An 11,843-nucleotide genomic window follows, 5' to 3' on the forward strand; every position below is an offset into this window, starting at 1 on the left:
CGTCGCCCCTCTACCGAACCGCGCCATCTGGGCCCACCTTCCTTTCATGCGGTCCGCTCAGGATCGTTTTCATCAGGGAGGATGAAATCATGAATATTCAGGTTCAGCAGAAAGCGGGCGAAGCGCCCTTCAAGCTGAAATACGGCAATTACATTGGCGGCAAGTGGGTGGAGCCGAAATCCGGCCGCTACATGGACAATCTCTCGCCGGTGACCGGCCACAAGATCTGCGAAGTGCCGCGTTCGGATGCAGCCGACATCGAGTTCGCGCTCGACGCGGCCCACAAGGCCCGCGACAAATGGGGCAAGACGAGCATAACCGAGCGCTCCAACATCCTGCTCAAGATCGCCCAGCGCATTGAAGACAATCTAGATCTCATCGCCCGGGCTGAAACCTGGGATAACGGCAAGCCGCTGCGCGAAACCACCAATGCGGATATCCCGCTCGCCATCGACCATTTCCGCTATTTCGCAGGCTGCATCCGCGCTCAGGAAGGCACGATCGGTGAGATCGATAACGATACCGTCGCCTATCACTTCCATGAACCGCTCGGTGTCGTCGGCCAGATCATTCCATGGAACTTCCCGATCCTGATGGCTGCGTGGAAACTCGCACCGGCGCTTGCAGCAGGCAATTGCGTGGTGCTGAAGCCGGCCGAACAGACGCCGGCCTCCATTCTCATCGTGATGGAGCTGATTGAAGACCTTCTGCCGCCTGGCGTCCTCAACATCGTCAATGGTACTGGCCTTGAAGCCGGCAAGCCGCTGGCGCAGAGCAACCGCATCGCCAAGATCGCCTTTACCGGTTCCACCTCGGTCGGCAAGGAAATCATGCGTTATGCCGCAGACAACGTCACCAACATCACCTTGGAACTGGGCGGCAAGTCGCCGAACATCTTCTTTGCCGACGTGATGAATGAGGACGATGCCTTCCTCGACAAGGCGCTGGAAGGTTTTGCCTTCTTCGCGCTGAACCAGGGTGAGGTCTGCACCTGCCCCTCGCGTGCTCTGGTGCATGAATCGATCTATGACCGTTTCATGGAAAAAGCGATCAAGCGCGTTCAGGCCATCAGCCAGGACGATCCGCTCAATCCGTCGACGATGCTGGGCGCACAGGCCTCGCAGGAACAGTTCGACAAGATCATGAGCTATCTGGAGATCGGCAAGAAGGAAGGTGCCAAGGTTCTGACCGGCGGCGACCGCAAGACGCTGACGGGTGATCTGAAGGACGGTTATTACATTCAGCCGACCGTCTTTGAGGGCAACAACAAGATGCGGATTTTCCAGGAGGAAATCTTTGGTCCTGTTGTCTCCGTCACGACCTTCAAGACGGTGGAAGAGGCGCTCGAAATCGCCAATGACACGGTTTACGGGCTGGGCGCTGGCGTCTGGAGCCGTGACACGAACATCGCCTACCGCGCCGGGCGGGGCATCGAAGCGGGCCGTGTTTGGACGAACTGCTATCACGTCTATCCGGCGGGTGCGGCCTTCGGCGGCTACAAGCAGTCTGGTATCGGTCGCGAGACCCACAAGATGATGCTCGACCACTACCAGCAGACCAAGAACCTGCTCGTGTCCTACAGCCCGAACAAGGTTGGTTTCTTCTGAGGTCCTCCCCGGAAGCCGGCGAGGGGCTGTGGTGCCAGGTCGCCGGCGTGTTCCCAGGGGCGCCTGCCCCTGCGAGCCCGGATCGGGCTTTCAGGCAAAATAAAAGGCCGGAGGTTTTGCCTCCGGCCCTTTTTTGTTGCGCATCATGCCGCGTAACGCTGGTCTCGCCGGCGAGGATCGCCCACGGAGAATTGCCCCACCTGTTCGGTCAGGCCATCCGCCTCGTTGGCGAGCGAGAAGGCGGCGGCCGTTGTCTCCTCCACCATGGCGGCGTTCTGCTGCGTCACGTGGTCGAGTTCATTGACGGAGGCATTGATCTCGCTGAGACGGCCGGATTGTTCGCGCGACGCGGTGGCGATTTCGCCGATCTGGTCGTTGACCGACTGGATGCGTTTCTGGATCTGTTCCAGGCTTTCACCGGTCTTCAGCACCAGTGCCACACCGCTTTCCACATCACCCGCAGAGGTGGCGATGAGCTGCGTGATGTCGCGGGCGGCGGCGGCCGATTTCTGGGCTAGTTCGCGAACTTCCTGCGCCACGACTGCAAAGCCCTTGCCGGCCTCGCCGGCGCGCGCTGCTTCAACACCGGCATTCAGCGCCAGAAGATTGGTCTGGAAGGCAATCTGGTCGATGACATCGATGATCTGGCGGATTTTGGCCGAAGAGGTCTCGATGCGTTCCATGGCAACGATCGCTTCTTTGACGACAGCCGTGGATCTATGGGCATCATGCATCGTATCCGCCGTAGCGGCGACGGCGACATTGCAGCGCGACAGCGACAGATTGACAGCCTGCGTCATGTCTCCGAGCGCCGCTGCCGCCTCCTCGAGGGCTGCTGCCTGACGTTCTGTGCGCCGCGACAGGTCTTCCGAGGCGCTTTTCAGCTCGCCGGAACCGGAGCGGATGGCATTGGCGCTTCCGCCGATATTGGAGATCGTCGCTTCCAGCCCTGCCATGGAGTTGTTGAAGTCGATGCGCAGATGATCGAGTGACGGAACGAAGGATTTTTCGATGCGAAGATCGAGCCTGCCGGCGGCCAGATTGGCAAGACCGGTGGCGAGCGCGTCCACGGCTTCTTCCAGTTCCCTGGCGCTTCTTGCCTTCTCCATCTCGCGCTGGGCGCGTTCCTCGTCCAGTTCTTCACCCTTGCGGTGGGCTTCGGCTTCCATCCGCTGCTTGTCCAGAATGCCCTGGCGGAAGGATTCCAGCGCGCGCGCCATGGTGCCGATCTCGTCGCCACGGGAAACTGCCTTGATCTCGATGTTGTTTTCACCGCCGTTCAGGCGCTCCATAAGACCGGCAAGTCCGGTCAACGGCTTGGTCAGGCTCGCGGAAACGAAAATCCCGATCAGCGTCATTATTGCAAGTACGGCCAGCGTTGCCACCGCTGCCCAGAAGGCGAGATCGTTGGCAGCGGCGAGAACCTTGCTTTCCTGCTGGCCGATGGCAAGAAGATGTTTCTGTCCGAAGACGGCGACCGGACGATAGGCATAGAAGATATTGCCCGCAGGTGTCTGCGCCATGACCGTTCCGGCGTCGTTTACGCTGGAAAGGGCAGCGAGACTTTCGGAAACGGCAGCATCCGCACCGCCCGAGAGGAGGCCAGCCCTGAGTTTCCCGTCGGCGCTCAGGAGAACGGCGTCATCGATGGTCTTGCCGGTTTCCTCGGGCGTCACCACCGCGCCGATGCGATCGGCGGCGATGCGCATGATAACGGCACCCTTGCGCTGGAGCTGACCCCAGTTGGAGACGGCGAGCGGCATGCCGATCATGGCCGAATTATTCTCGCCATCGCTGAAGCCCGTGGTGCTGACGACGCCGTCCTTGCCGGCTTCGATGCGGTCGAACAGCTCCTTGATCGCGGCGTTCTGCGGTTCCGTTACATTGGTCAGGAAGTTCTTTCCCTTGGTCACGGAATAGATAATCAGGCCGTTCTTGTCGATCACGTAGATATCGCTGACGCGGGTATTACGCCAGACGCTGGCAATGGCGGCGTTGATGGTCGCATGACGAATGGCGTAGAGCAGCCTCAACCCTTCGCCGTTGAAGGAGGCGCGCTCCTCTTCGGAGACGCCCTCTCGGCGGAAAGCCTGGATGATGGCGTCCTTTTCCGTTGGGACAACGGTGGTCATCGTTTCCAGCGCCTGGGCCACCGCGGCATTCTGCGACAGTTCGGAAATGCTCTGTTCGACGCGCAACGTATAGGCATCAAGCTGCTTGGACTGGTTGCCTGCAACCGTTTCGAGCCTGATCTTGCTGGCGTCGATCAGCCCCGATTTACCCATCTCGTAGGACAGCAGCCCCACCGACAGGCAGGAAACCAGTGTCGCACCGGTAACGAGCGCAGCAAATTTGGCTTTGATTGACAATGATTTAGCTTTGACAGCAGTCGGATTTCCACCCGGCATCCTGTTTTCCTCCCCCCAAAAAACGTGGCCGTACCGTTGCAAAAATTGTTTACGGTCGCGTTAAAGGACAGGGAATTGTAGGATAATTTCCCGCATGGCGTGAAAAAATCGAAGAGCCGCGCCGAAGGCACCACGTAATAAAACTGCAACAGAACGGGCGCATATCCAGCGAAGATCAACGGCTGTTCATGTTCATGCAAGCTTTTCACGCTCCTTCTCTCGCCACAATCGATGATGTTTGCGGAACCCGCGCAGACGGATGTGACGGAGCCAATTTGCGATCTGCCCCGGATTTTGCCGTTGTGGTGCCCATGCACAATGAAGAAGCGAGCGTTGAAACGCTGGTGGCAGAGATCGTGAGCGCCTGTGCGCCGGTCGGCCGCTTCGAGATCGTTGTGGTGGATGACGCTTCTTCTGACCGCACGGCGGAAGCGGTTCTGGCGCTCGCTGCCCGTTACAACATGTTGCGGCTGGTGCGGCACGACCGCCAGGGCGGTCAATCGGCTGCGATCCACAGCGGAGTGCAGGCGGCGCGCGCGCCCATCGTATGTATGCTGGACGGCGACGGCCAGAATCCGCCGGACAATCTGCCGGCACTTCTTGCACCGCTTCTGTCCACCAATGCACCGCGCCGGCTTGGGCTGGTGGCCGGCCAGCGCGTCGGCCGGCGCGACACGCTGGGAAAACGCCTTTCCTCCCGCTTTGCCAACGGGCTTCGGGCGCGAATTTTGAAGGATGGCACGCGCGATACGGGCTGCGGCCTCAAGGCCTTTCGCCGCGACGCCTACCTCGCTTTGCCCTATTTCGACCATCACCACCGCTACTTCCCGGCGCTGTTCAATCGTGACGGCTGGCAGGTCGCCCATGTCGACGTCACGCACCGGGCACGGCTGCATGGAAATTCCCATTATACCAATATCGGCCGGGCGCTGGTGGGCATCCACGATCTGATCGGTGTCGCATGGCTTTTGCGCCGGCGCAAGCGGTCAAGCTGGGCTGAAACTTTCATAACGGAGACATTGCCGTGAACGTACCGGCTTTATGGTCCATGCTGCATGTGAACAGCTGGGAAGAGTTCGTATGGGTCTTGACCGGTTTCATGGGCCAGATGCTGTTCACCATGCGTTTTCTGGTTCAATGGATTTCATCGGAACGGGCCAACCGGTCGGTCATGCCGGTGGCTTTCTGGTATTTTTCGATTCTTGGCGGTGTGGTGCTGCTCTCCTATGCACTGTGGCGGCGCGATCCGGTCTTTGTTCTCGGGCAGGCATCCGGCCTCTTTATCTATGCTCGAAATCTCTGGTTGATCCATGCAGAACGCCGCCAGCATGCATGAGGCGACGACCCTGCCTTATGCGCGGGCAGGCGCTGAGCGCCAATGGCTGACATTCGCGTTTTCGGCGATTGTCCTCGTAACTGCCCTGCGCGTCCTTGGGCTCGCCTTCAACCGCACCGACCTTTTTGTCGATGAGGCGCAATACTGGCTGTGGGGTCGCGAAATGGCGCTCGGCGCCTATTCCAAGCCACCGTTCATCGGCTGGCTTATTCGCGCGGCCACCATTCTGGGCGGCGGGGAGGGCACGTTTCAGGTGCGGCTCGCCGCACCCGTCGTGCATGGCGTTGCGGCGGCGGCCATTTTTGTGCTCGGCCGCATGATCTATGATGTCAGGCTGGCCTCGCTCGCGGCAGTGATCTATCTGACCTTGCCAGCCGTGACGCTCGGCAGCCTGCTGATCTCGACCGATACGCCGATGATGCTGTTCATCGTGCTGTCGATGATATCCGTGCGCAAGCTTGCGCTCGCCCGCAGCGAGGGCAGGGCGGCGTTGGGTTGGAGCATCGCTCTGGGTCTCTGTTTCGGCCTCGGGCTGATGTCGAAATATGCGATGATCTATTTTCTGCCGTGCTTCATCGCCGCCAGCTGGCTTTGCGAAGCATGGCGGATCCGGCTGCGTGACGCGGTTATTGCTGCGCTCGTCTGCGTTGCCGTCATCGCGCCCAATCTGTGGTGGAATGCGGCCCATGATTTCATGACGGCACGCCACACCGCCGACAATGCCAACTGGCACGGTGTCCAACTCAAGATCGGCTCCGCGCTTGAATTCTTCTTTTCCCAGGCAGGTGTGGTTGGGCCATACGTCTTCGTCGGCATGATTGTTGCGACAATCCGCGCAAAAACCGGTGAAGCACGGGCGCTCGTCGCTCTTTCTGTACCGATCGTGCTTTTGATCACGGCACAGGGCCTCATGTCGCGGGCACTCGCCAATTGGGCGGTGGGAGCTTATGCGGCAGGCGTACTGCTGGCGGTGCCGATCCTGGCATCGCGGCGTTGGCTCATCGTATCCACACTGGTCCTCGGCGGCATCGTCGCAATCGCGCTGCCGCTGATGACGATAGTGGGAACGGGCCTGCGCCTGCCGAATGGTAAACTGGCGATGGCACGTTATCTTGGAAGCTCCGAGCTGGTATCGACCGGCCTGTCGCGGGCGCGTGAAGCAGGTGCGGACGCTATTGTCGCCAATGATCGTTCGATATTGGCCGAGCTCTTTTACCAGTTGCGGGACGAGAAACAGATGTTGACGCGTGCGCTTCCGGAAACCGGCGTGCCGTCCAGCCATTATGCCCTTCTTTATCCATTGAAGCCGGGCGAAGCGAAAAATCCGCTGTTTCTGGCAAGTGCCGATGGCTTGCCGGCGTGTCTTGCAGGCGAGGCGCCGGTGGCGCACTGGACCGCCGGCCCGGGCTTTGTCGAGGGCAGGGAAATCGGGCTGTGGCGCCTGCCACCACAGTGCATCCCGGAGAGCGCCAATGGACAATGATCTCTCGCATATGCGGATCACCATCTGGGTTACGTTCGCAGCGCTTGCGCTGGTGATCCTGTTTGCGACCTTCCCCTCTATAGATCTGCGCTTTTCCGCCTTGTTTTTCTCGCCGGTGGGCCAGCCATGGCCTGGCCGGGAGCCGTTTCCCGAATGGCTGCGCGACACGTTGCGGGAAGGTGTCGAGCTCGCCGCGCTTCTGACTTTCCTGGTCCTCGTCGGCAATCTCCGGCTCGGCACTTCGCAGCGAACCGGCTGGCGAGTCTGGGCGTTCCTTTGTGGCCCTGTGATCCTCTGTGCCGGGCTGCTGGTCAACGGCGTGCTGAAGGCCATGATCGGTCGCGCGCGTCCGTTCAGCGTTACCGAATTTGGCGGGCATCAGCTTTTCACGCCACCTTTTCAGTTCAGCACGCAATGCTATTCGAACTGTTCGTTTTCTTCGGGTGAAACCGCGCTGATCGCGAGTTTTTTCCTGCCCCTCTGTGTGCTTGTCTGGCCGCGCCTGCGGCCCTATGGGCGATGGGTAGTTGGTGCCCTTGCCGCCGGGGCAATCATTCTCATGTCCGGTCTTCGCATCGCGGCCGGCGGGCATTTCCTCAGCGATGTGGTGATGTCCATCCTATTTTCGGCCCTGACGACACTGTTTCTGTACCGGGTGCTGGCGATAAGCCACCACCGTCACCTCTTCAGCGGTGCTGCCATCTCGGCCGATACGATCAGCCTTTGGCGCAATGGCCGCCACGCCATACTTACCCGCGTTCGGGGCTGGTGGCCGAAAATCAGGGCTGCAGCCACCCGTCTCCAACGGCCCCCGGACACGGGTGCGGCGTCGTCTTAGTTGGGAGTTCGAGGTGCAGCATAGCTGGGGTGGGAGCGAGCGGCAAGACAGTTCCGACTTATCCTCGGGGTTGTCCCTATTGCCCGCGCGCCTTGATTTTATCGACGTGGTTAGCTCCTCGGCACAAGGCCGAGGATCACGTTGAGTGAATATGCGCCCACTTTGGCTCAAGCGCATGCCGGAAAAACCGGCAGACGTAGGCAACCCTCAGCGTGATTGCTGAATTTATTCAGTCGAACAGGCCGGAAACCGACTGTTCCTGCGCGGTCCGGTTGATTGCTTCGCCGAGCAGGCCGGCGGTGCTCACCACGCGGATATTATGCGCGGACTGGACACCGGTGGTCGGCTGGATGCTGTCGGTGATGACGAGTTCGCGCAGCTTGGAAGAGGCCACGCGGGCCACCGCGCCGCCGGACAGTACGCCATGGGTGATATAGGCAGTAACGCTGGTCGCGCCCTTTTTCAGCAGGGCTTCAGCGGCGTTGCAGAGCGTGCCGCCGGAATCGACGATGTCGTCAATGAGGATGCAGTCCTTGCCGGAGACATCGCCGATGACGTTCATGACTTCGGATTCGCCGGGACGGTCACGGCGCTTGTCGACGATGGCCAGAAGACAGTCGAGGCGCTTTGCCAGCGCACGGGCGCGAACCACGCCGCCGACGTCAGGCGAAACGACCATGACATTGTTGGTGTCGTAGTGATCCTTCACGTCGCGGGCGAGAATCGGTGCTGCAAAGAGATTGTCGGTGGGGATATCGAAAAAGCCCTGGATCTGTCCGGCATGAAGATCGAGGGTGAGAACGCGGTCGGCGCCGGCTTCGGTAATGAGATTGGCAACGAGCTTGGCGGAAATCGGAGTGCGGGGGCCGGCTTTGCGGTCCTGGCGGGCGTAACCGAAATAGGGAAGCACCGCGGTAATTCGTTTGGCCGAGGAGCGGCGCATGGCATCGATCATGATGAGCAGTTCCATCAGATGATCATTTGCCGGGAAGGAGGTGGACTGGACGATAAAGACGTCCTCGCCGCGCACGTTCTCGCTGATTTCTACGAATATTTCCTGGTCAGCAAACCGCTTTACAGTGGCATTTCCGAGAGGAACATTAAGATACTTGCAGATCGCTTCGGCAAGGTGCCGGTTCGAATTGCCTGCGAAAACCTTCATTGCGGCCGCCTGTTTCCATGCCATCGCCTTGCGCCACGGGGCTCAATCCGCCGTAACCAAGCGTCGTTCAAGGGGAGGAACATCCGGCTGAAAAGCCTTTGCCGGATACGCCTTGTTGCCATGCGCGCCTTAATAGCGCTGTTGCTTCCGATTGCAAGAGGACTCCGCGCTTTCGCAATGATTTTCGTGAAATCTCTGTGACTTCTCCCGTCGTTTCACCTCATCCGCTTTGAGACTGCTTCCATGACGTGTAGTCGTTGAGTGTTTTTGCAGCGATGTCCTGCATGACTTTGTCGGTCACGGCGGCCCATGGATCACTGCCTCGCGCGGTCACTGCCTCTTGCCCCTGCAGGCGGTGCAGCCGCACGCCATTGGCGTCGAGAATGTCCCACACGTATACGACATTGACCTTGCCGCCATCGGCAAAGGCGGAAAAATATCCCTTCAGAATATTTTCGGCGGAATTGTCGTTGGATGCGCGGATTGTCAGCCCCTTGGCCCGCGCTTCGGCCCCCAGTTGGCGGGATAGCGGTGTCACCGCCTGAACCGGTGCGCCGATGATGGGCAGGAAGCGGATGGAATTCGCGGCGGTGGCAGGTGCAAGGGAAGCCGTCTGCTGTGATGGCGGTTGTTGCGTGACGGTGGGGGCCCCGGCCGCGGCCTGGTTCTGGCGGAGCGGTTCCCCGAACTGGCTGCCATTGGACAGCGCCTGTGCCTGTGCCTGCAGGGAGTTCTGGGGTGCATAGGCAGGGACGGACGATGCGATTGCCGGCCCGCCTGCGGGTGCGCGGTCGGCGGCTGCCGCCATCTGGTCGAGATCACCCTGTGTTACCGGCGTCGACTGTGATGCGTTGTGGCCAACATCCACCTGTGGCGTCAGCGCTTCCGTGGTGTTGCAGCCGGACAGGATCAGTGCCAAAGCCGGAACAATGAGGGCAACCCCCAACCGGCTCATGCGATTTTCCCTCTCATGTTCCGCTCCTTCTTGCCCAAGGTGGCGCAATGTAAGGGCGGTTTTCCCGCTGTGTCAAACCCGGGGGCGATTTAAGCTGTGAGAAGATCGAGGCTGTGACGCGACAGTGGCTCCGGCGCGCCGTCCGTGGTCAGATATGTCTGGCCGAGCGTCATGGCCGTGCCGGAATCGGAATCCATCACGATCATATGCACAAAGAGCGTCATGTCAGCGGTGATCTCCTGCGGATTGCCGGAGTGGAACATCTGATGCTCCATCCAGGACGGGGAGAAGCGCGCGCCCAGCGAATAACCGCAGGAGTTCAGCCGATGGCGGGTGAGGCCGCGCTCGTCCATGACGCGGGCATGCACATCGAAGACGTCGCCGAATGTGTGCCCGGGGCGCAGTACCTCCTCGATCGCGGTCAGATTTTGCAGGCAGGCGCTGTAAAGCTCCTTCTGGCGGAAGTCCTGTTCGCCGATCACCACCGTGCGCATCATGGCGGCATGGTAATGGGCGCTGACGCCGGCCCATTCCAGTGTCAACTGATCCTTGCTGTCGAGGACACGACGGCCTGCCTTGTAGCGGCAGAGAAGCGCATCCGCGCCTGAGCCGATGATGAATTCATTGGCGGGGTAGTCGCCGCCGCCCGCGAGCACCGCACCCTGCATTGCCGCAAGAATGGCGGCCTCGTCCGCGCCGGGCTTGATGAGCGGCAATGCTGCATCGAGAGCCTCATCGGCCAGCTGGCCAGCCTTGCGGGCATAGGCGATTTCGGCGGGACTTTTGACGAGCCTGAGGGTGCTGACGAGATACGACGCATCGACCATCTGGCCGAAGCTCGCAAGCTGGTTATCCAGCAGGCGGGCGACACGGCCGGTCATGCCGTGGGTGTCATATTCCACGCCGATCTTTGCGCCCAGAAGGTCGAGATCGCTCAGCAGGTTTTTGAGATCGAGCGTCGGGTCGGCATTGGGTCGATCGACCCAGAGGAGGACGTTCTCGATGATCGAAGTATTGCGGGCCTGACGCAGATCGGCCGAGCGTGTCAGCAGCGTCATGGAGCCGTCCGATTTCACCACCAGCGTCTGGAAGAAGCAGTAGCCGAAAGTATCGTAGCCGGTCAGCCAGTACATGCTTTCCTGGGCGAAAAGCAGCAGCGCATCCAGCTTCTCCTCGGCCATTTTCGCGAGCAGCCGCTCGCGGCGGGCATCGAATTCCGAAAGCTCGAAATGCAGGGCCATCTTAGTCCTCCAGAATTGCGATTGCGGAAATCTGCCGGCCGTAATCGGGTTCGGCGCGGTGGGTGGTGCGGCGGTAGGAATAGAAGCGTTCTTCGTCAGGGTAGGTGCAGAGACCAAGATTTTCCGCCTTCACACCGGCTTTGGTCAGGCGGTCGATGGTGAACTGCTTGAGATCGAACAAGGCGTGGCCCTCTTTCTCCGCCCTGGAGAAATAATCCGCGTAAGCGGGCTCGATATCGGTGAAACGCGCGACATATTCCGGCCCGACCTCATAATTGTCCTGGCTGATGGAGGGGCCGAGCGAGGCAGCAATACGATCGCGGCTGGCCCCGAGCTTCGTCATCGCCTCGATCGTGTTTTCCAGCACGCCGAACAAAGCACCCTTCCAGCCGGCATGGGCGGCACCCACGACGCCCGCTTCCGCATCGGCGAACAGGATGGGGCCGCAATCGGCGCTCAACACGCCGAGGACGAAACCCGGTGTCGCTGTCACCATCGCATCTGCCTGCGGACGGCTGCCGTCATAGGTTCCGTCAACCACGACGACCTCGGGAGAGTGGACCTGATGGACCGTGGCGAGGCGGTCTGGGGCAAGGCCGAACCATTGGGTTACGCGGCGGCGGTTTTCCTGCACCCGTTCCGGCTCGTCATCAGATCCGAGCCCGACATTGAGGCCTTGATAAAGGCCATCGGAAACGCCGCCCTGCCGGGTGAAAAAGCCATGGCGGATGCGATTTTTATCGAAGGCGGCGAGGAGGGGACTCTGGATGGGGAGCGGCAGCGTTACGTTCTGCATGGTGCGGGAGTTCCTTG

The 11,843-nt window shown here is 60.5% G+C and carries 10 protein-coding genes; 5 read left to right on the plus strand and 5 right to left on the minus strand.

The window, feature by feature from the left end; all coding sequences use genetic code 11:
• Positions 1-89 precede the first annotated feature (89 nt).
• Positions 90-1,607: an aldehyde dehydrogenase gene (gene adh / locus BLU28_RS05305; protein WP_004442948.1), complete on the plus strand. Its 1,518-nt coding sequence runs from the start codon at positions 90-92 to the stop codon at positions 1,605-1,607.
• Between the two features lie 143 nt (positions 1,608-1,750).
• Here adh and BLU28_RS05310 read toward each other — a convergent pair whose 3' ends face one another.
• The gene (locus BLU28_RS05310; RefSeq protein WP_077987397.1) at positions 1,751-4,015 is read right to left on the minus strand and encodes a methyl-accepting chemotaxis protein; all 2,265 of its coding nucleotides are present in this window, start codon (positions 4,013-4,015) and stop codon (positions 1,751-1,753) included.
• Between the two features lie 188 nt (positions 4,016-4,203).
• Between BLU28_RS05310 and BLU28_RS05315 the strand changes: the two genes are divergently transcribed.
• From BLU28_RS05315 to BLU28_RS05330, 4 genes are read left to right on the plus strand one after another with little or no spacing between them, the layout of a single operon-like run.
• A complete protein-coding gene (locus tag BLU28_RS05315; RefSeq protein WP_037089786.1) occupies positions 4,204-5,043 on the plus strand; it encodes a glycosyltransferase family 2 protein in 840 nt (279 codons plus the stop codon).
• 20 nt (positions 5,044-5,063) lie between these two features.
• Positions 5,064-5,351, plus strand: a complete 288-nt coding sequence (locus BLU28_RS05320; protein ID WP_035209260.1) for a lipid-A-disaccharide synthase N-terminal domain-containing protein — start codon at positions 5,064-5,066, stop codon at positions 5,349-5,351.
• Positions 5,326-6,834, plus strand: coding sequence for an ArnT family glycosyltransferase (locus BLU28_RS05325; RefSeq protein WP_037089789.1), 1,509 nt, complete (start codon positions 5,326-5,328; stop codon positions 6,832-6,834). The genes BLU28_RS05320 and BLU28_RS05325 overlap by 26 nt, the downstream gene beginning before the upstream one ends.
• A complete protein-coding gene (locus BLU28_RS05330) occupies positions 6,824-7,672 on the plus strand; it encodes a phosphatase PAP2 family protein (protein ID WP_037089792.1) in 849 nt (282 codons plus the stop codon). Before BLU28_RS05325 ends, BLU28_RS05330 begins: the two co-directional genes overlap by 11 nt.
• Before the next feature lie 229 nt (positions 7,673-7,901).
• Here the strand turns inward: BLU28_RS05330 and BLU28_RS05335 are convergent, their stop codons facing one another.
• From BLU28_RS05335 to pgeF, 4 genes are all read right to left on the minus strand, one after another.
• Positions 7,902-8,834, minus strand: a complete 933-nt coding sequence (locus tag BLU28_RS05335) for a ribose-phosphate pyrophosphokinase (RefSeq protein WP_003522877.1) — start codon at positions 8,832-8,834, stop codon at positions 7,902-7,904.
• 220 nt (positions 8,835-9,054) lie between these two features.
• Positions 9,055-9,789: a hypothetical protein gene (locus BLU28_RS05340; protein WP_077987399.1), complete on the minus strand. Its 735-nt coding sequence runs from the start codon at positions 9,787-9,789 to the stop codon at positions 9,055-9,057.
• 89 nt (positions 9,790-9,878) lie between these two features.
• A complete protein-coding gene (locus BLU28_RS05345; RefSeq protein WP_022556679.1) occupies positions 9,879-11,030 on the minus strand; it encodes a M24 family metallopeptidase in 1,152 nt (383 codons plus the stop codon).
• A 1-nt stretch (position 11,031) separates the two neighbouring features.
• Positions 11,032-11,826 carry a peptidoglycan editing factor PgeF gene (gene pgeF, locus BLU28_RS05350; protein WP_004442938.1) on the minus strand — a complete coding sequence of 265 codons (795 nt, stop codon included), beginning with the start codon at positions 11,824-11,826 and terminating at the stop codon, positions 11,032-11,034.
• Positions 11,827-11,843 lie beyond the last annotated feature (17 nt).

The organism is Agrobacterium pusense (assembly GCF_900102105.1).
GTDB lineage: Bacteria > Pseudomonadota > Alphaproteobacteria > Rhizobiales > Rhizobiaceae > Agrobacterium > Agrobacterium pusense.

Coding starts and splice junctions, on each gene's coding strand:
- BLU28_RS05335 (WP_003522877.1), bottom strand. CDS start 8,834: ATGAAGGTTTTCGCAGGCAATTCGAACCGGCACCTTGCCGAAGCGATC.
- adh (WP_004442948.1), top strand. CDS start 90: ATGAATATTCAGGTTCAGCAGAAAGCGGGCGAAGCGCCCTTCAAGCTG.
- BLU28_RS05330 (WP_037089792.1), top strand. CDS start 6,824: ATGGACAATGATCTCTCGCATATGCGGATCACCATCTGGGTTACGTTC.
- BLU28_RS05345 (WP_022556679.1), bottom strand. CDS start 11,030: ATGGCCCTGCATTTCGAGCTTTCGGAATTCGATGCCCGCCGCGAGCGG.
- BLU28_RS05340 (WP_077987399.1), bottom strand. CDS start 9,789: ATGAGCCGGTTGGGGGTTGCCCTCATTGTTCCGGCTTTGGCACTGATC.
- BLU28_RS05325 (WP_037089789.1), top strand. CDS start 5,326: ATGCAGAACGCCGCCAGCATGCATGAGGCGACGACCCTGCCTTATGCG.
- BLU28_RS05315 (WP_037089786.1), top strand. CDS start 4,204: ATGTTCATGCAAGCTTTTCACGCTCCTTCTCTCGCCACAATCGATGAT.
- BLU28_RS05320 (WP_035209260.1), top strand. CDS start 5,064: ATGCTGCATGTGAACAGCTGGGAAGAGTTCGTATGGGTCTTGACCGGT.
- pgeF (WP_004442938.1), bottom strand. CDS start 11,826: ATGCAGAACGTAACGCTGCCGCTCCCCATCCAGAGTCCCCTCCTCGCC.
- BLU28_RS05310 (WP_077987397.1), bottom strand. CDS start 4,015: ATGCCGGGTGGAAATCCGACTGCTGTCAAAGCTAAATCATTGTCAATC.